16 protein-coding genes are annotated in these 18056 nt (G+C 66.7%); 10 read left to right on the top strand and 6 right to left on the bottom strand.

Going from position 1 to position 18056, the window contains the following annotated elements; translation table 11 throughout:
• Window positions 1-52: 52 nt before the first annotated feature.
• On the top strand, window positions 53-580 hold the full coding sequence (locus GBRO_RS25855) for a hypothetical protein (protein WP_012832137.1): 528 nt from the start codon (window positions 53-55) through the stop codon (window positions 578-580).
• An 18-nt stretch (window positions 581-598) separates the two neighbouring features.
• Here GBRO_RS25855 and GBRO_RS00950 read toward each other — a convergent pair whose 3' ends face one another.
• Window positions 599-2146 (bottom strand): SpoIID/LytB domain-containing protein, encoded by a 1548-nt coding sequence (locus tag GBRO_RS00950; protein WP_172491670.1) that lies wholly within the window; start codon window positions 2144-2146, stop codon window positions 599-601.
• A 266-nt stretch (window positions 2147-2412) separates the two neighbouring features.
• On the opposite strand from GBRO_RS00950, the gene GBRO_RS00945 reads away from it, so the two are divergent.
• From GBRO_RS00945 to GBRO_RS00935, 3 genes are all read left to right on the top strand, one after another.
• The gene (locus tag GBRO_RS00945) at window positions 2413-3921 is read left to right on the top strand and encodes a peptidoglycan recognition protein family protein (protein WP_012832135.1); all 1509 of its coding nucleotides are present in this window, start codon (window positions 2413-2415) and stop codon (window positions 3919-3921) included.
• Between the two features lie 185 nt (window positions 3922-4106).
• The gene (locus GBRO_RS00940) at window positions 4107-4643 is read left to right on the top strand and encodes a peroxidase-related enzyme (RefSeq protein WP_012832134.1); all 537 of its coding nucleotides are present in this window, start codon (window positions 4107-4109) and stop codon (window positions 4641-4643) included.
• A gap of 9 nt (window positions 4644-4652) precedes the next feature.
• The gene (locus GBRO_RS00935) at window positions 4653-5261 is read left to right on the top strand and encodes a peroxidase-related enzyme (RefSeq protein ID WP_012832133.1); all 609 of its coding nucleotides are present in this window, start codon (window positions 4653-4655) and stop codon (window positions 5259-5261) included.
• Window positions 5262-5457: 196 nt separating this feature from the next.
• Here the strand turns inward: GBRO_RS00935 and GBRO_RS00930 are convergent, their stop codons facing one another.
• The 3 genes from GBRO_RS00930 to GBRO_RS00920 are packed head-to-tail and all read right to left on the bottom strand — an operon-like array spanning window position 5458 to window position 7882.
• The gene (locus GBRO_RS00930; RefSeq protein ID WP_012832132.1) at window positions 5458-6291 is read right to left on the bottom strand and encodes a Cof-type HAD-IIB family hydrolase; all 834 of its coding nucleotides are present in this window, start codon (window positions 6289-6291) and stop codon (window positions 5458-5460) included.
• A complete protein-coding gene (locus tag GBRO_RS00925) occupies window positions 6288-7094 on the bottom strand; it encodes a lysophospholipid acyltransferase family protein (RefSeq protein WP_012832131.1) in 807 nt (268 codons plus the stop codon). The genes GBRO_RS00930 and GBRO_RS00925 overlap by 4 nt, the downstream gene beginning before the upstream one ends.
• Before the next feature lie 23 nt (window positions 7095-7117).
• Window positions 7118-7882 carry a lysophospholipid acyltransferase family protein gene (locus GBRO_RS00920; RefSeq protein WP_012832130.1) on the bottom strand — a complete coding sequence of 255 codons (765 nt, stop codon included), beginning with the start codon at window positions 7880-7882 and terminating at the stop codon, window positions 7118-7120.
• A gap of 65 nt (window positions 7883-7947) precedes the next feature.
• Between GBRO_RS00920 and GBRO_RS00915 the strand changes: the two genes are divergently transcribed.
• From GBRO_RS00915 to GBRO_RS00900, 4 genes are all read left to right on the top strand, one after another.
• Window positions 7948-8856 carry an NAD-dependent epimerase/dehydratase family protein gene (locus tag GBRO_RS00915; RefSeq protein WP_012832129.1) on the top strand — a complete coding sequence of 303 codons (909 nt, stop codon included), beginning with the start codon at window positions 7948-7950 and terminating at the stop codon, window positions 8854-8856.
• A 685-nt stretch (window positions 8857-9541) separates the two neighbouring features.
• Window positions 9542-11188, top strand: coding sequence for an MBL fold metallo-hydrolase (locus GBRO_RS00910; RefSeq protein WP_012832128.1), 1647 nt, complete (start codon window positions 9542-9544; stop codon window positions 11186-11188).
• Window positions 11157-11822, top strand: coding sequence for a TetR/AcrR family transcriptional regulator (locus tag GBRO_RS00905; protein WP_052298194.1), 666 nt, complete (start codon window positions 11157-11159; stop codon window positions 11820-11822). Before GBRO_RS00910 ends, GBRO_RS00905 begins: the two co-directional genes overlap by 32 nt.
• Window positions 11823-11963: 141 nt before the next feature.
• The gene (locus GBRO_RS00900; protein ID WP_083775665.1) at window positions 11964-13355 is read left to right on the top strand and encodes a lipase family protein; all 1392 of its coding nucleotides are present in this window, start codon (window positions 11964-11966) and stop codon (window positions 13353-13355) included.
• A gap of 25 nt (window positions 13356-13380) precedes the next feature.
• On the opposite strand, the gene GBRO_RS00895 is transcribed toward GBRO_RS00900, so the two are convergent.
• Window positions 13381-13980 (bottom strand): hypothetical protein, encoded by a 600-nt coding sequence (locus GBRO_RS00895; RefSeq protein WP_012832125.1) that lies wholly within the window; start codon window positions 13978-13980, stop codon window positions 13381-13383.
• 139 nt (window positions 13981-14119) lie between these two features.
• Between GBRO_RS00895 and GBRO_RS27445 the strand changes: the two genes are divergently transcribed.
• On the top strand, window positions 14120-15574 hold the full coding sequence (locus GBRO_RS27445) for a LuxR C-terminal-related transcriptional regulator (protein ID WP_169309849.1): 1455 nt from the start codon (window positions 14120-14122) through the stop codon (window positions 15572-15574).
• 131 nt (window positions 15575-15705) lie between these two features.
• Entirely contained in the window at window positions 15706-16959 is a 1254-nt protein-coding gene (locus tag GBRO_RS00885; protein ID WP_012832123.1) for an HNH endonuclease, read from the top strand.
• 78 nt (window positions 16960-17037) lie between these two features.
• On the opposite strand, the gene GBRO_RS00880 is transcribed toward GBRO_RS00885, so the two are convergent.
• The gene (locus GBRO_RS00880) at window positions 17038-18021 is read right to left on the bottom strand and encodes a hypothetical protein (RefSeq protein WP_012832122.1); all 984 of its coding nucleotides are present in this window, start codon (window positions 18019-18021) and stop codon (window positions 17038-17040) included.
• Window positions 18022-18056 lie beyond the last annotated feature (35 nt).

Below are 18056 nucleotides of genomic sequence, written 5' to 3'. Positions count from 1 at the left end.
CCATCGGCCATGCGATCACACTTGGTGAGCCCCTATACACCAAGGAATCACCATGTCCCGTCAACTCTTCGGCGTGGTCGTCGGCACGCTCGTCGCCATAGCCACGCTCGCCCTGGGTGTAGGGGCGAGCAGCGCTGCCCCCACCCGGTCACCCATGCCCCACCCCGTCTGCGCCCGCCATCCCTACGCTTGTCTGAAACAACGGCCGATTCCATTGCCCCGGCCGATCAGCATCTCGGTGACCTACTTTGCGGAGTCTTCCGCTGGGACGTCAGCGCATATCGCCTCCGAGTTCACCCTGCGACGGTGCGATTCCGGGTCCCCGTCGATGCCCTGCGCGCACACCTCGCCGGTTCCGATCGCGGCTCTCAACTTCGGCGAGAAGCCCGAGCACAACCTCGATCCCGCCTGCGGTCTGCCAGGACACTGGGAGTGCTGGGGCAGCCTCTTCGAATTCGTGAATGTTCCCGACGGCCCGACCTACGAGGTTCTCCGCAACAACACGCTGATCGACACGATCCCCCACGTCGCCGGCCGAGAAGCCTACGGAATCAGGGCAGGAGTGCCGATCCTCACCTAGTGGCGATCGACTGGCGCGCTACCGCAACACGTCGCGCTTGGGGAATCCCTGCGTCGCGATGCCGCCGCGCGCCTGAAAGCGCTTGAGCCCGTTGCCCGCCAGGGCATGCGCCCCGGTCTGGTTGCTGAAGAACATCATCCCGCGCTCGAAGAGCTGGGTGACGCCGGCGGCGTCAGGTGTGAGGTTCGGTACCCCGATGGCCCGCCCGAGCGGTCCGGTGATCCCGCCGAGCTGATCGAACTTGCCCGACAGCAACGACGTCGCGGTGCTCAGCAACTGCGAGGCACCGGGGACGATCGCGTCGGCGAGCTGGTTAAGGCTACCGAGGTCGAGGCTGCCGGACCCGCCGCCCGGCCCGACCGGCGGTTTGACGATTTTGGGCCGGGTGGTCTGGCCCTTGATGGAGAAGAACGACGACTTGAGTTGCAGCTTGGTGCGGGCTTCCTCGCCGGTGGCCTCGACCGTCCGGCTCGATCCGACGACGCGCACCTTGAGCGCCCGGCCGTCCTCGGCGCCGAGGCCGTTGGCCTCGATCACCTCGAAGCTGCGCAGCGCGCCGACACCGAAGGCCGACGCAACGCTGCCGGTGCTGACGGTGGCCGTCCAGTTGTGGTCGGGCGATGCGGTGTCACCCTCGTCGGGAACGGCCGGGAACCGGCCACCGGCGGTGAATCCGCCTGTCGACGCGGAGAACTCGGTGAAGGCGTACTGGCCGTTCTGGCGCAGGATCTGACCGGCGGTCGCGTCAGCGGCCCGGTTGGTGCGCGGGTCCTCACCCGCGATGCCGCCGTACACCTGGGAGTTCTGGGTGTCGTCGATCTTCTTGCCGCCGGCGATCGCGGCGAGTGCGTAGGTGCGGGCCGCGACGGCCTGGGCCTTGAGCGCCTCCAGACCACCGGAGTCGGCCCAGGCGGGCACGCTCTCCTTGGCGATCACGCCTTTGACGTAGTCGTCGATGTGAAGCTTGTTGACCACGCGCCCACCGTCGAATCCGAGGGCGCCGCGGTAGGCCTTGTTGGAACCGCAGAACTTCAGGAACTCGGCGGCGGGCCGGTTGGGACCCATGTTGAGGGGTTCGACAAACGGCGTGCGGAGTGTCACGGTGCGCACGCCACCGCCACCACAGCCGTTCATGATGGTGGCCGTGGTCCCGGACAGACTGACCGCCTGCCCGGGTCCCACCGTCGCATCACCGACTCGCATCCCGGCGTCCGCGCGCACATTCACCGAGCTCTGACCGGTGAGAGCCACCGTGATCTCGGGCCTGTCCGCCTTCCCCGCGGTGGTGCCGCCGTAATAGTGACGCAGTATCTGGCCGGCCGACCAGCCCTTTCGTGCATAACCGTAGGCACCCCACTGACCCAAACCGCGGCCGTGACCGTGCCCGTGTCCAATCAGCGTCACCGTCGACCCCACCGACAACTCGACGTTCTCGGATCGGGTCGATCCCACGACCGCGAAGCCGCCGACTGCGAGACCACCGGCAAGGAGTGCGGGTGCCAGCCCGAAGGCCGTCCAGGACAGCGTGCGTCGGCGGGCATGGCGGGGCCGGACACCGGGCGCCATCCCCGACAGCCACGTTGTCGGGCGGAGTTTCTGCACTGGCGGAACACATCCCTGGGTCGTTGGGTCCACAGGATGTAACTCCTGTGACTGGTGTGACGATTGAGACTTAAGTGACCCTAGTGAAGCATCTTGGTTAACACCAACCCCAGGAGATAACAACAGCATCACAAGTTGGCACGACGCGGCGTGGGGCTGTCGTGCCACGGCGACGCCGACGACACGATGGCGACCGGCTTTCGACCCGACCACTCAGTTCAGGAGACCGCGTGCGCTATTCCCGGCCCAGACTCTCGATCGCACCGGCGATCATCGCGATCGCCGCGCTGGCAGGCGCCGTTGCGGTGAGCGTGACCGATCGCGACCCGAGGCTCGTGGACCGGAGCAAGGAGATCGGCGCCACGGGGATCGAACAGGTGTCGCTGCGCGAGTTGCCCACCGCGGTGCTCGACGTCGCCACCTCCGGCCTCGATGCGGTCGGGATCAAGCTCCCGGCGATCGATCCCACCCATTTCCCGCTTCCCGATATCACCGTGCCGGTGCCGTCGGGCGTGTTGCCGTCACCGACGCGATCCGCGCCCACAACCCCACGTTCGACGCCGAGCGCATCAGCGACCTCGCCATCGACGACGCGATCCACGCCGCGAACACCACGGTCGACCACCAGACGCACAGCGCCGACGACACCTCCCACGCCACGCATGGCCGACGGCCGGCCGGTGGGTGCCGCCGTCACGACCCTCGTGCGCGACGCCCCGATCAAGATGCTCGCCTTCACCTGGGACCGCCCGGTCGACGTGGACATGATGGTGCGCGCCAAGCGATCCGACGGCCGATGGGCACCGTGGACGGCCCTCGAGCCGGCGACCGATTCCGCCGCGGCCACCCCCGGGCGGCCTGCCGGCACCGAACCCATCTGGGTCGGCGATGCCCGGGAGGTGCAGATCGCCGCCACCGACGACGGTCTGGCCATCCCGGCGGCCGAAGCCCAGGACAGCGGGCTTCCGCAGCTCGCGGTCGGTACTGCCAGCGAGATCATCGGCACACTGGTGACCACCGCGCTCTCGGCCGTCAAGGCAACCCTGATCAGCCCGGAATCGATTCTGTCGCTTGGCTCGTCGCTGCTGACCCCGTTGCTCGGCGGCCCACAGGTGGTGGCCCGGGCCCAGTGGGGCGCCGACGAGGCGATCCGCTGTTCACAACCCGCCTACTCACCGGCGCTGCGCGGCGCCATCATTCATCACACCGCGGGCAGCAACGAGTACACCGCGGCCCAGTCGGTGGAGATCGTGCGCGGGATCTACGCGTACCACGCACGGACACTGAACTGGTGCGACATCGGCTACAACGTCCTCGTCGACAAGTACGGACAGATCTTCGAGGGTGCCTTCGGCGGACTGGACCGCAACGTGGAGGGCACCCACACCGGAGGTTTCAACCGGTCGACGGTGGGGGTGTCGATGATCGGCAACCTCGACGTCGCGGCGCCCACCGGTGCGATGGTCGCCTCGGTCGCCCGGTTCCTGCGGTGGCGCCTCGGCAAGGCCGGGCTCAACCCGGGCGGCACGGCCACCCTCACCGCGGAAGCGTTCTCCGACAGCAAGTTCCCCGCCGGCGCTCAGACCACCCTGCCGATGATCGCCGGGCATCGGGATTACAACAACACCAGTTGTCCGGGAGTTCAAGGCTATCCGGCGTTGGCACAGATCCGGGCGCTGGCGGGCGGAGCCCCCGCACCGACGCCCTCTCCCACCCCGACCCCGAACGCGCCCCAGTAGGCGGGTGCCGCACCCGGCGAAATTGCAATCACCGAAGGTACATCTCTGGGTCTGGTGCGCCGAGGGCAATAGCGTCTGAGGGGATCATCCTCGCGATCCGCATGTGGCGGTTCGCGCCCCAACCATGAGGTCAATCATGACGAACACCCTTGAGCCCCTTACTGCCACAACGATCTCGCGCCTTCGTGTGCCTGAATTGGACGAGCTGCCCGACGAACTGCGGGCGCAACTGGAGTCCCTCGGCAACCAGCTCGGCTACATCCCCAACTGGGCGCGCGTTCAGTCTCGGCGGTGCACACGCGGCGCGATTCAACGACTACATCCTCGGGCTGCTGGACCCGAACGGTGGCCTGCTGCCCTACGTCGACCGTGAGATCCTTGCCACGGTGACCTCGGCGGAGAACAAATGCTCCTACTGCCGCCTCAATCACGCGGGCCACCTCGGCGCGGCCCTCGGGGACAACAAGCTCGGCACCCGGATCGCCATCGATTTCCGTGAGGTACGGGAACTCTCGCCGAGGCATCGCATACTGGCTCGCTTCGCCAGCAAGCTCTCGCTTCATCCCGGGGAGGTCGACGACGCGGACATCGACGAACTGCGCGACCTGGGCCTGAGCGACGAGGAGATCTTCGAAGCCGTGCACGTAATCTCGGCGTTCGCCGCGGCGAATCGTTTCAGCATCTTCCTGCAGGTCACCCCCGACGACCAGTTCTTCAACTGAGGACGCTCCATGACATCGACCACTCCCCTGCGCATCTCCCGGCTGCGGGTCCCCACCGACGACGAGTTGTCGCCGTCGGTGGCCGCCGTCTTCGCCCAGACCGAGAAGCAACCCGGCTTCATCCCGAACTGGTTGCGCGGCTTCGCCCTCGACGAGGGACACTTCGAGCGTCTCAACGCCTACCTGTTCCCGCTGGTGCAAGGCGATCCCGCGGTGCCGAGCTCGCTGACGCGCCGTGAACGCGAGATCCTCGCGACCGTCGTCTCGGTTCGGAACGGCTGCGCCTACTGCCATGCGCTGCACGTCCACGAACTCGCCGAGTTCCTCGGCGACGCCTGGCTCGCGCACCGCATCTCCCTGGATCACCGTGAGGTACCGGAACTCTCGGATCGTGAGCAGGCACTCATCGAGCTGGCGCTCACCGTCACCGACGAGCCCGGCGGTGTGTCCGACGCCGAGATCGATGCCCTGCGCGGTTTCGGTCTCTCCGACGCCGACATCTTCGAAACCGTGCAGATCACCTCGGTCTTCAACGCCACCAACCGAATCTCGCTGGCGCTCGGGCTGTTACCGGACCCGGAGATCTTCGACGGTGATCACGCCGGCGCACACACCTGAAGAAACTGATGCGACGGGGGACAACCATCGGCTTGCGCTGGAGTTGTCGTAGTACAGCGAGGCCACGAGCGTCAGACTAAAAGTAGGGGAGAGAAATTCGTCCCCTGGGCTTGGTGATCTCCCCCAACACTTACTCGAGGAGGAAGCCAAAACTAGGGGACGAATTTCCTTCCCCTAGTTTCGGCTCCCCGACTCCCTAGCCGAACCACCGCTCCAACACCCGCGCCACCCCGTCCTCGTTGTTGCCGATGGTCACCTCGTCGGCCGCCGAGATCGCCGCGGCGTGCGCGTGTCCCATCGCGACACCGTGGTCGGCCCAGGTGAGCATCTCGGCGTCGTTGGGCATGTCGCCGAAGGCGATCACCGCGTCGGTACGCAGATCCGCAAGCGCGGCAAGCTTTTCCAGTCCCGACGCCTTGTGGGTATCCGGGACGGACAGTTCGATGAGGCCGTTGTCGGTGGAAAAGGTGATCTGCGCGAGGTCGGCGACAGCGGGTTCGAGGCGGGCGGCCATCTCGCCGCTGGCCATCCCGGGCGAACGGACGAGCAGCTTGACGGCGGGTTCGGCGAAGACCTCGTCGTCGCCGACCTCCACGTGGTCGGGGTTGAGCCAGGCGTGCTGGTAGCCCGAGCTGGCCACGAAGGGCGCGGTCGCCGCGTCGTGCGCCGACTGTCCGACGCGTTCGGCGGCGATACCGCACCCCGGGATGAGTTGGTAGGCAAGGTCGCCCAGTTTAGCCAGCACATCCGACGACAGGGTGGACGAGGCGAGGATGCGATCGTTGTGCGCGTCGTAGAGAATGGCGCCGTTGGCGCACACCGCATATCGAACGTACGCGTCGGTGCCGTCGAACTGGTCGGTGATCTCGGCGATCCACCGCGGCGGGCGGCCGGTGGCCAGGACGAATTCGACGTTCGCCGACCGTGCGGCACCGAGCACCGCCAGAGTGCGTGGCGAGACGCGGTTCTCGTCGTCGATGAGCGTGCCGTCGACGTCACTCGCGATGAGCGTGGGCGGTCCGAAGGTCATCGGTGAGCATCCTTGCGGGAAGACGCTTTTCGTGCTCGCTCCTCCGCTTTACGTTGCGCCTCTTCGGTTTCGATGACCGCCGCCTCCTCGGGGGTGGGCGCAGATCCGCCGAGCCGGGCGGGCACCCAGAACTCGCCCTTCGGATGTTCGCCGTAGGCGTCCTGCACCTCGTGCAACATCGTGCTCATGGCGTCGCGCAGCCGGGCGGTCTCGGCGGACGGATCGACGGCGGAATCGATCGCGAGCGGCAACCCGAACCGCACGGACACCGGCAGCTTGCTGCGGCCCATGTTGCGCTTGCCCGTCTTGGTCCACTGGCGGTGCGCGCCCCACACGATGGCCGGCACGATCGGTACCCGCGCCTCGGCGGCCATCCGCACCGCGCCGGTCTTGAAGGCCTTCAGCTCGAAGCTGCGGCTGATCGTGGCCTCCGGATAGACGGCGACGATCTCACCGGCACGCAGCGCGTCGACGGCGGCGGTGTAGGCCTGCGCGCCCTCGGACCGGTCGACCGGCACCGTCGAGGTGTGGTTGACCAGGAACCGCATGATCGCAATGTCCATGACCTCGGACTTGATCATGAACCGGGTTCGACGCCCCGCCCGGTAGACGCCGAGCGCGGCGGGCAGGAAGTCCATGTAACCGGTGTGGTTGATGGTGAGGACGGCGCCGCCGGTCGACGGGATGTTCTGGACGCCCGTGAATGTGAGGTCGAGGCCCTGCGCACGAACGAGCCCGTGGGCGATCAGCTCCAGGGCCCGGAACACCGGCTCCCGCCGCTTCGCTGGGGTCAGGGACTGCATGGACTCAGACTATCGGGCCGTGGCTACCGTCCCTCGTCCTCCCGCGCGGCCCGCTTGGCGGCACGCTCCGCCTTCTCCTGCGCGTCGAGCCGGTTCGCCTCCTCGAGCGTCGGTGCCGAACCACCGAGCCGCGCGGGCACCCAGAACTCGCCCTGGGGATGCTCGCCGTAGGCGTCCTGCAATTCGAGGAGTTTCTCGCTCATCACCTTGTGGAGCTTCGCGGTGAGTGCGTCGGCGTCGCCGATCGGTTCCAGCGGCTCGGCCACGCCGACCATGATCTTGTAGTTCGACCGGCCCAGCCGTTTGGGATGGCCTTTGGTCCACACGCGCTGCGCGCCCCAGATCACCGTCGGGATGATCGGGGCGTTGGCCTCCAGCGCCATCCGCGCCGCACCCGACTTGAAGGCCTTCAGCTCGAAGCTGCGGCTGATCGTGGCCTCCGGGTAGACGCCCACCAATTCGCCTCGCTTGAGGTACTCGACGGCGGTGCGGTAGCTCTCGCCGCCCTGCTCGCGGTCCACCGGGATGTGCTTGAGGGCCCGCATGATCGGGCCACCGTACTTGTTGTCGAAGACCTCTTTCTTGGCCATGAACCGCACATACCGGCGCCCCTGCAGGTAGGCGGGGATGCCGGCGTAGGTGAAATCGAGGTATCCGGTGTGGTTGAAGGCCACGACGCCCGGACCGGTCTTCGGGACGTTCTCCACACCCGACACCTTGAACTTCAGGCCCTCGGCCAGCCACAACAGTCGGGCGGTGGTGATGACGGCGGAATAGACGGGTTCCATGGGTCGAGCTTAGTGGGTGTCTGGCTAGGCTCGGCCGGGGTCGCCGCCGACAGGAAGGACCGACGATGAGGACGCTGTTGCTGGGCGCTCGCGGTGCGGTGGGCTCGGTCGTCCGAGATCAACTGCTGCGCGCCGGACACGACGTGACCCGGGCCGGTCGTACCGCCGAAGCCGACGCCGTGATCGACCTGCACGGCGGTGACCTCGACGCGCTGTCCACCCTCACCGAGGAGCACGACGTGGTGGTCAACGCCTCCGGAGTCGAGCGCGTGGATCTCGCCCGGGCAACCGGCCGCACGCCGCTGATCGAGATCTCGGCGACCGGAAGCTACCTAGACGCGCTGCGGTCGGTCGCGCCGGAGCACGCCGTCGTACTCGGCGCGGGCCTGATCCCCGGCCTGAGTACCGTCATGGTCCAATCGCTGCGCGCGGACACCGGCGATGACGTCGACGTGCTCGTGATGCTGGGCTCCGGAGAACACCACGGACCCGCCGCCGTCGACTGGACGGCGAACCTCGTCGGAACTGATGTTTACGCGCCCCCCGAGGACGGGCGGGTCCGCAATCTCACCACGAGTGTGCGCGCCACCGGGCCCGACGGCCGGACTCGAAGGTACCTGCGGGCCGACTTCCCCGATCACGTTCTGGTGGGCGGGACCAACGGTCTGTGTATCCGCGCCTACCTGACCCTCAGCTCGGCACCGATGACCGTCGCACTCGGTCTCGTCGGACGTCTACCGGCCCTGCGTGGTGCGATGGCGAGCAGTCCGCATCTCGGCAGCGCCGACTGGCACCTGCTGGTTCACAACCGCCGCACCAGCGAGCAGCGTCATGCACGCGGTACCGGTCAATCGGAGGCCACCGGCCGTCTCACCGCTCTCGCCGCGATCCGCGCGGCGCAGAACACGCCGCCGGGCCCGGTCACCATGGCCGATCTTGTCACCCTCGACGAAGCCCTCGAGGTGCTCGATTGAGCGTTCGTCGAATCCACGTCATCGGCGTGTCCGGGTCGGGAAAGACGACACTGGCCCGGCAGGCCGCCGCGATCCTCGGTGTCGGCCATCTCGAACTCGACGCCGACTTCTGGCAGGAGAACTGGACCTACCGCAATCTCGACGACGCGCACGCCCGTGTCCGTGCGTTCTTGCAGGCCAACCCCGACGGCTGGGTCATCGACGGCAACTGGACCGGCCGACTGGCCGGACTGCTCGAACCCGGTTCCCCCGACGGCCCCGACCTGGTGGTCTGGCCCGACCATCCACGCCGCGTGGTGATGCGGCGGGTCGTCGGACGCACGGCCGGACGTGCCGTGCGACGGACCGAACTATGGCACGGCAACCGGGAGGATCCCCGTTCCTGGCTGCGCCGGGACCCCGAGGAGAACATCCTGCGCTGGTCGTGGGACGCAGTACCCGCGGGTCCGCGAACGCATGGAACAGCGCATCGCCGCCGGCGAACCGATCCTCCGCTTGAGCGGCCAGGGGGCGGTCGACGAATGGCTGACATCCCTGACACCTGCGTGAGCAGGGTCACCACGGCGGGAAATGGTCCGTTGGCCCCACGACGCCACCCCGGACGACTCGATAGATTGGTATGTCGAGTGCTCGTCCGGCGCATCCAGCCCGCGCGGCGAGAACAGCAGAAGGAAAGGCGCCCAACGTGCAGATCACCAGCATCGGACATGCCGGCTTCCACATCCAGACCGCAGCCGGTTCCATCCTGTGCGATCCGTGGGTCAACCCCACCTACTTCGCGTCCTGGGTCCCGTTCCCCGACAATTCGGAGCTGGACTGGAAGGCCCTCGGGCAATGTGACTATCTGTACGTGTCGCATCTGCACCGCGATCACTTCGACGAGCGCAACCTGCGCGAGAACGTCAGCAAGGACGCCACCGTACTGCTCCCCGACTATCCGGTGCCCGACCTCAAGCGCGAGTTGGAGAAGCTCGGATTCACCAAGTTCGTGGAGACCGTCGACTCCGAGAAGATCACCGTCACCGGCGACAAGGGGTCGCTGGACGTGATGATCATCGCGTTGCGGGCTCCCGCCGACGGCCCGATCGGCGACTCCGGACTCATCGTCTCCGACGGGGAGACGGTGTGTTTCAACATGAACGACGCCCGGCCCATCGATCTCGACGTCATCGACGAGGCCTTCGGTCGCGTCGATGTCCATCTGCTGCAGTACTCGGGGGCCATCTGGTACCCGATGGTCTACGACATCCCGCGCAAGTCCAAGGCGAACTTCGCCGCGCAGAAGCGTCAGCGCGGCATGGACCGCGCACGTTCCTATATCGAGCAGGTCGGCGCCACCTGGGTGGTGCCGTCGGCCGGTCCGCCGATGTTCCTCGACGACGATCTGTTCGGGCTCAACGACTTCGGGTCCATCGACGCCGGGAGCGAAGCGAGCGGGTCGGCTCCTCGGTGGACGGCCGACGAGACGTCGATCTTCCCGGATCAGGAGACCTTCCTGGAGCAGATGCGTATCCACGGCACCGACGACGGCGAGAAGCACCGCGGCCTGATGATGGTGTCGGGTTCGGTCGCCGATTTCACCGGCTCGACTCTCAACGAGGTCAGCCATCCGTTCGCGCCGCATGACGTCTTCGGCGAGAACAAGCGCGCATATCTGGAGCAGATGAAGGAGAAATTCGCACCGGTGATCGCCGCCGACAAGGCGACATGGGCACAGGCCGAGGGCGAACCGCTGATCGGGCAGCTCCGGGAACTGTTCGAGCCGATCATGGCGGCCTCCGATCTCATCTGCGACGGCATCGGCTATCCGGTGGGCCTGGTGATGACTCCGCACAGTTCAGGCAAGGAGACCACCGAGGAGACCGAGATCGTGGTGATCGACTTCCCGAATCGGATCGTCCGCGAGCCGAAGGAGGGAGAAGGCAAGTACCGCTACGGTTTTCGCATCCCCACCGAGTTGGTCCGCACCGTGCTGCGCGACAACGAGCCGGATTGGGTGAACACCATCTTCCTGTCCACCCGGTTCACCACGTGGCGCATCGGTGGGTACAACGAGTACCTGTACACGTTCTTCAAGTGCCTCACCGACGAGCGCATCGCCTACGCCGACGGCTGGTTCTCCGAAGCGCATGACGACTCGGCGTCGATCACCAAGGATGGCTGGGAGATCCAGCGCCGCTGCCCGCACCTCAAGGCCGACCTCGGCAAGTTCGGCGTGATCGAGGGCGAGAAGCTGACCTGCAATCTCCATGGCTGGCAATGGGATCTGCCCACCGGACGCTGCCTGACGTCGAAGGGACATGAACTTCGCGCGGAGCGGCTCGGGTCGTGAATCGCGGTGGCGTGTCGTGACCGCCGCCGAACGCACCTACGGCGGCCGGTCGGTCAGCGACCGGCTGGCCGAGCGACGACGACGCTTTCTCGACGCCGCTCTCGCGGAATTCACCGGCACCGGTTATGCGGCGTCGTCGGTGACCGCGATCTGCCGGGAGGCCGGGCTGTCCCGACGGCAGTTCTACGAGCTGTTCGACGACCGCGAGGACCTGCTGATCGCGCTGTACGACGAGATCCAGGGCGACGCCCGGACCGCAGTGGCACAAGCGCTGGCAGACAACAATTCTCGTGATCTGCATCAGCTCGCGACCACCGCCATGGCCGCGTACATGGCGTCTGTGGGCAACGATCCGCGTCGCGCCGAGGTGTCCTTTGTGCAGATCGTCGGCGTGAGCGCCCGAGTCGAGCGACACCGCCTCGACGGCCGGGAGGAGTGGGTCGAGTTCTTTGTGGCCGCGATGGCCGAGTTCGCCGACCGGGAGCCGTCGGAGCGTCAGCGTCATCTCGCCATCGCCTTCGTGGGCGCGCTGACCGGTCTCGTGCATCGCTGGAGTTCGGCCGACGACCCGGTACCACTCGCCGAGGTCGTCGCGGTGCTCGCCGACATCCTGCTCGCCTTCACCCACATCTGACGGTTGTGGCCCAGCACACATCCGTGTATCTTCATCCGCAATGTGAGACACGGTCGTCTCACATAGTGTGGGAGGGGTGGAACGCCGATGGGGCGGAAAACGATGCCGGCGAGATCGGGTGGTCGTGCACCGTTGGTGCGGATGATCGTCTGGCTGGTCGTGGCTGCGACGCTGATCAGCGTCGGCGGTGTCTTGGAACCGATACCGGCGCAGGCGGTTCCGGTTCGGCCGGCACTCCCGTTCCCGGTGCCGCCTGCGATCCCCGAGTTCGACCGGTCCTTCTACCTGCCACCGCAACAGGTGGTGGCGTCCAAGAAGCCCGGTGAGCTGATCGCGGCCCGGCGCGTGAATCTTGCTGCACTGTCGGTGATCCCGATCAACGTCAACGCTTGGCAGATCTCCTATCGCTCCACCAACACCCGCGGCGAGCCGATTCCCGCCGTGGCCACCTTGCTGAAACCGCGCGGGCCGGCGCGACCCGGGCCGTCCAAGCTGGTGTCGTGGCAGTCGGCCGAGGACTCGACCGCCCTGTACTGCACGCCGTCCTACGTGCTGCAGCTGGCCTCTATCCCCGGTCAGCTCTCGGGGTCGGTGGATTCCCAGTACGAGGTCTTGCAGATCACCTCACTGGTGGGTGCTGGTTACTCCGTGGTCATCCCTGATCATCAGGGACCTCAATCCGCCTTCGCCGCAGGACCTCTTGCCGGCCGGATCACACTCGACGCAATCCGCGGTGCACAGAACTTCGCGCCGCTGGGACTCAAGCGGGATCTACGCATCGGCATGATGGGGTACTCGGGAGGCGCGATAGCCACCGGCTGGGCTGCGGAGCTCGCGAAGTCCTACGCACCCGAGCTGCCGATCGTCGGCGCCGCCGAAGGCGGTGTCCCGGCGAACATCCGGGCTCTGGTCGACCTCGCGAACAACAACGCGGCGTCCGGGCTCATCATGGCGGGGATCATCGGTGTCAGCCGGGAATACCCTGAGCTGGAACGCTTTCTGCAGCGCCACATCAACCCGCTCGGCCGTGCACTGCTGACGGTGAAGAACCCACTCTGCCTGACCTACCAGGCCGCACTCGCCCCGTTTGTCAACATCAAAGGGCTGATCAACCTCCCGGGCGACCCACTCAACTACCCGACTCCACGAAAGGTGCTGGGGCAGTTGCAGATGGGTAAGGCGGTGCCCGACTTCCCCATGTTCATCTATCAGTCGAATCCCGACTGGATCGCCCCGGTCGGCCCGGTGAACACCTTGGTACGCACCTACTGCGCCGACCCCGGCGCGCAAATCCAGTACACCCGCGATCACTTCAGTGAACACATCACGCTGGCCGTCGAAGGTTTCGCACCCGCCATCGTGTGGCTCGGCGATCGTTTGGACGGGAAACCGGCCCGCAAGGGATGTTCTGTCTCCGACCAGGGATCGATGGCCCTCAACCCGGCAGGCTGGCGTGCGTTCGTGAACCTGGTGGGCAACAATCTGGCGCTGCTGATCGGCGAACAGCTGGGACGTATTCCGCGGCACCCGTAGTGGTTGCCACCACTTAGGTGATCGGTCAATCATCCGATGCCGTGAAGAGCGCCCACACCGGCCCGGTCACCAGCCAGATCACGGTGACCACACCGAGCATCGGGAAGACCCCGTCGAGTGCGGCCCGCTGCCTGTCGTCGGCGACGGTGGCCTCGAGCAGCAGAATCGCGGCCGCTGCTATCGCGGCCGCGAGGAGCCACTGTGCGAAGGTCCTCGTCTCGTACCGCAGCGCGGGCATACCTCGCTTCGGCGGTTTCGACGGCTTGGGGCCGTTGGCGAACCGGTGGGCGAACCGAACGTCCGCCCACCGGATCATGCTGTGACCGAATGCGATCGTGACGCCCAGATAGATCCCGGCGATGCGGTGGATCGTGGTCACCTCGGCCCCCGACTGCAGGTCGACCGCGACCGCGGACAGGAGGACCACATCGAGCACCGGAACGGACCACAGGACGACCTGCGACAGACCACGCCGGTGCAACAAGTAGCGCACACCGAGGCCGACGATCACCAGGACCCAGAAGCCGATCTCGCAACCGAGGATCACCCACAGGACCGGTGACCCGGTGAGATCCTCCGACGCCACGGGTACCGTCGGCGACGACACGAACTGTATTGCTTGCATAGTCAGCGAGTATCGAACCCGGTACCGCGCGGGCGCATCGCCCGGAAGGACCTCTTCTCTCCGACCTTCGGATGTCATCCTTTCGTCGGATGATCGTCGCGCCGGCGGATGCGACGATGGTCATATGTGGCGTGTCCCGTTGAGTCGACGGCAGCTCGACGATGCCGGGCTGACCGCACTGTTCCTGCTGTGCGGGGTCGGGCTTTATCTGGCCGGTCTCAACAAGATCGGCGGTCTGAGCGTCGTGGGTGTACCCACGTGGTTCTCGCTCGTCACCCTGTCCGTGGCCGCGGCGTTCCAGTTGACCCGATCGACACGCCCGGCTCTCACCCTCACGGCGACGACCGTTGTCCTGGTGGTGGACGTGGTCACGGTGTCGTCCATCGGCGTGTGGCTTGTGTTCTCCGACACCGTCTATGCCGCGTGTGTCTACGGGGGCGCACGCCTGGTGCGGACCCTGCACGTCATCGTCGTGCTGGTGTGCGCAGGTGGCCTGACACTCGCCGCAATCGAGACCGGAACCGCCGATTGGCGACCGCTGTTCCTGGTGAGTCTGTGGCTCATCGCCTTCGTCGCCTCCCCGCTCGCCTACGGCCACGCGGTCCGCGAGCATCGCAATGCCCTTGCCGCCGAACGTGAACGGGCCGCCGCACTCGCGCAACTCGCCGAACGCGAACGGTCCGAAGCCGTTGCCGACGAGCGGCACCGGCTCGCCCGAGAGCTCCACGACGTCATCGCCGGACGGCTCTCGGCGATCGCCATGCATTCCGCTGCCGCACTGGAGTACCCGACGAATCCGGTACTCACCGACAAGGTGCTGCGCTCGATACGGGAGAGCAGCGTCGACGCCCTGCGCGAGATGCGGGGGATGATCGACCTGCTGGCCGAGGACGCCACAAACGTGTCGCCGACCCACGAAACGGCCACCCTGCGTCGGCTCGACAGGCTGGTCCACCCCATCGTCGAATCCGGCACCACGGTCGAATTGCGGTGCCCACCAGAGCTTGTGGATTCGTCATGCGACACCGATACGCTGGCGATACCGCCGCTGGTGGACATCGCCGCCTACCGCATCATCACCGAGTCGGTCCACAACGCTGTCCGGCACGCACCCGGTCAACCCATCCGCGTCGAGGTGACCGAGCACGACACCCAACTCGTCCTCGACATCCGCAATCCACTGGCGGCCACACCGAGGATTCCGGCACGCCACGTCGGGCGCGGGATCGACAACATGCGCACCCGCTCGCGGGCGGTCGGCGGGCACCTCACCGCCGCACCCGATGATGGGGAGTTCGTGGTCCGGGCCGGGGATGCGGTACTCGCTCACGAGGTGACCAAGACGGTGATCAGCGCCCTCGGGCCGCGCGAGGCGGGCCACGTTTCGACGCCAACCACCGACACCCTCGACGCCCTGACCGAGCGAGAACGCGACGTCCTGCGATGCGTGAGCGACGGGCTGAGCAATGCGGAGATCGCCGCTGCCCTCGTCATCTCCGAGGCGACGGTGAAGACACACGTCTCGCGGATCCTGATGAAGCTGGGCCTTCAGTCGCGAGTGCAGGCCGCGATCTTCTTCCGCGACGGCACGTGACTGATGTGACCAGTGTGACGACTTGTGTGACTGCTGAGCTCTGAGATCACTCAAAATACACACTCGATTCATGGCCTTTGAGCTGCAAAAATAGTCCTTGACTCGAACGCCTATGCGAGTATTGTGGAGTTATGGAAATCGAACACCTGGTCGAGCAGCTGGCCAACCACACCTGTGACGACACCACCGGACCCGAGGCCCACACCGCGTTGCAGATGGTGCTGCGGTTGCGCAACGTGGTCGAACACCACGCCGCAGTCCTGGTCGCGCGGCTGACCGCACTCGGCGTCGCCAAGAGACAGGGCCGCACCATGCGGGAGTTGCTGATCGTGATGGGCTGTGCCCCCGCCGTCGCATCACGGTTGGTACGTGTCGCCGGGAACCTGGCGCTCCTGCCGCGGCTGGCCGGACACACCGGCGACGGCACAGTGTCCGGCGAGCATGCCGACGCGGTGGTCCGCGGGATGACGCATATCGCCACCCGGAACGGGGAACCCCTGTCTGACGAGCAGCGTCAAAGTATGGTGACCGATCTGCTCGCCCACACCTTCTCCGGTGCCACGCCGTCGGAGATCACCAACCGCGCCCGCGCATTAGGCAATCAACTCGCCGACGCCTCCGACGTCGGGTTGCCTGCCGCGGAGGATCGTGCCATCAACGACTTCACCGTCACCGTCAACGAACCGAAAACCGGTGGGGATGGGCGCACCATCGTGCGCGGTGACCTCGACGCCGTCATCGGAGAGAAACTGCACACCCTCATCGACGCCTTCAGTACACCCCGACCCGAACCCGACGGCACCGAAGACACCCGCGCACCCGGACGACGCCGCTCCGATGCTTTGGAACGCATCCTCGACGCCGCCATGACCGCCGCCGACCACGGCCTCCTCGGTGGTGCCCCCAAACAATCCATCCTGCTGACCATGCCCGCCGACGCCGACGGCCGCGGTGTCCTCTCGTTCACCGGACCCGTGTCCGGGGCCACCACCAGCCTGCTCGCCTGCGACTCCACCATCACCGACATCATCGTCAACGGCGACCGCGTCCCCCTCGCCGTCGGCCAAGACGACCGACTATTTGGCCCGAAACTCAGAAAGGCCCTGATTGTGCGGGATCAGTGCTGCATCAAATGCGGCGCCCCCGCCGGCTGGACCCACGCCCACCACATCACGTTCTACTCCCACGGCGGCACAACCGTATTGGACAACGGATGCCTGCTCTGTCCGTCCTGTCACACCGACGTCCACCACAACGGCTGGGACATCGTCATGGGCGACGACCGACACCCCTGGCTCATCCCACCCGCCACCGTCGACCCCCGCAGAAGACCCCTCCCCGCCTACAACCGGCGCACCATGCGACTAGACGACATCGCCGCATGAGAATCCTCACGCCGGCTGAGCTGCGAGCCCCAAACGCCATAACACCCCGAAAATGTCAGTACCCCACCGCATCATGAACTAGACCAACGAAACCAGCACCCGGCCCAGCCGGGACCGCATCAGTCCTTTGAGAACTCCATAGTGCGAAACGGCGCAGCGGAAGCTGTTGCCGCGCAACCAGATCACCAATCCGGCTGCGCGGCAACTGTCTTCCGAGGTCCTATCGTCCGCATCCTCCGGTGTACTGTCCGGCAAACCCGTCGTGAAAGCGATGAACGCGACCGGCCCCCACCCGGCCCGCGTCGCGTCACCGAGCACCATGATGCCGACCGCGCCGGGCAGGACCGTCTCGCCTGCGACCAACGACGCCGACGCCGCGGCCACCGAACCCGTCTGCAGTGCGACCGTGAACATGTAGAAGCCGCCGACGCCACAGACCAGCAACGTGTAGAGCGCGGGATCGGCGAGTAGCGCGGTCAGGTCCCACGGATCGAGTCCGTCGAGAATCCGGACGGCCACCGCTAGTATCCCGAACAGCACACCGGCGAGCAGTCCGGCCAGCACCGCCACGCCGCGATCGAGCAGATGCAATCCGATGGCGCCGAGACCCAGCAGGACCAGCCCGGCGATCAGCACCGTCCAGTGCAGCCACGGATCGTCGTGCCCGTGGCCCTCGTCGCCGGAGGCGAAGCCGAGCACCACCAGCGAGACGACCACCACCCCGATGGCCGACCAGTCGCGCCGGGACAGCCGGGCGTGCAGGACGACCACCGCGAGCACCGCGGTGACCACCAGATTGGCACTCACGATCGGCTGTGCCAGGAACAGTGGGAGTTCGCGTGCTGCAACAAGATTCCCGAGGAATCCGAGACCGTCGAGGGCCAGCCCACAGAGGTACCAGAGGCTGAGCATGGCCGCGACGGTCGACGCCGGCGACGGGGCGGCGTGGGGCTCGGCAACCGGTGGATCGACGGGCGTGTTCTGCGCGGCACGCGCCTGCAGGATCGACGCGGTGCCGTATGCCAGTGCGGCGAACACGGCGGCGAGTATGCCGATGACCATCGGGCCAGTATTCACCGGTCGACGCCGCGGTAGGC

Origin of the sequence: Gordonia bronchialis DSM 43247, from assembly GCF_000024785.1 — a bacterium.
Taxonomy (GTDB): Bacteria; Actinomycetota; Actinomycetes; order Mycobacteriales; family Mycobacteriaceae; genus Gordonia; species Gordonia bronchialis.
The sequence above is the reverse complement of the archived record's forward strand: the minus strand, read 5'-3'. Positions and strand labels throughout refer to the sequence as shown.

Excerpts from the sequence above, each read along its gene's own strand:
- GBRO_RS00905 (WP_052298194.1), top strand. The coding sequence starts at position 11,157 with ATGAACTTCGCGCGGAGCGGCTCGGGTCGTGAATCGCGGTGGCGTGTC.
- GBRO_RS00895 (WP_012832125.1), bottom strand. The coding sequence starts at position 13,980 with ATGCAAGCAATACAGTTCGTGTCGTCGCCGACGGTACCCGTGGCGTCG.
- GBRO_RS00915 (WP_012832129.1), top strand. The coding sequence starts at position 7,948 with ATGAGGACGCTGTTGCTGGGCGCTCGCGGTGCGGTGGGCTCGGTCGTC.
- GBRO_RS00925 (WP_012832131.1), bottom strand. The coding sequence starts at position 7,094 with ATGCAGTCCCTGACCCCAGCGAAGCGGCGGGAGCCGGTGTTCCGGGCC.
- GBRO_RS00920 (WP_012832130.1), bottom strand. The coding sequence starts at position 7,882 with ATGGAACCCGTCTATTCCGCCGTCATCACCACCGCCCGACTGTTGTGG.
- GBRO_RS00950 (WP_172491670.1), bottom strand. The coding sequence starts at position 2,146 with ATGGCGCCCGGTGTCCGGCCCCGCCATGCCCGCCGACGCACGCTGTCC.
- GBRO_RS00885 (WP_012832123.1), top strand. The coding sequence starts at position 15,706 with ATGGAAATCGAACACCTGGTCGAGCAGCTGGCCAACCACACCTGTGAC.
- GBRO_RS00900 (WP_083775665.1), top strand. The coding sequence starts at position 11,964 with ATGATCGTCTGGCTGGTCGTGGCTGCGACGCTGATCAGCGTCGGCGGT.
- GBRO_RS00930 (WP_012832132.1), bottom strand. The coding sequence starts at position 6,291 with ATGACCTTCGGACCGCCCACGCTCATCGCGAGTGACGTCGACGGCACG.
- GBRO_RS00880 (WP_012832122.1), bottom strand. The coding sequence starts at position 18,021 with ATGGTCATCGGCATACTCGCCGCCGTGTTCGCCGCACTGGCATACGGC.
- GBRO_RS25855 (WP_012832137.1), top strand. The coding sequence starts at position 53 with ATGTCCCGTCAACTCTTCGGCGTGGTCGTCGGCACGCTCGTCGCCATA.
- GBRO_RS00935 (WP_012832133.1), top strand. The coding sequence starts at position 4,653 with ATGACATCGACCACTCCCCTGCGCATCTCCCGGCTGCGGGTCCCCACC.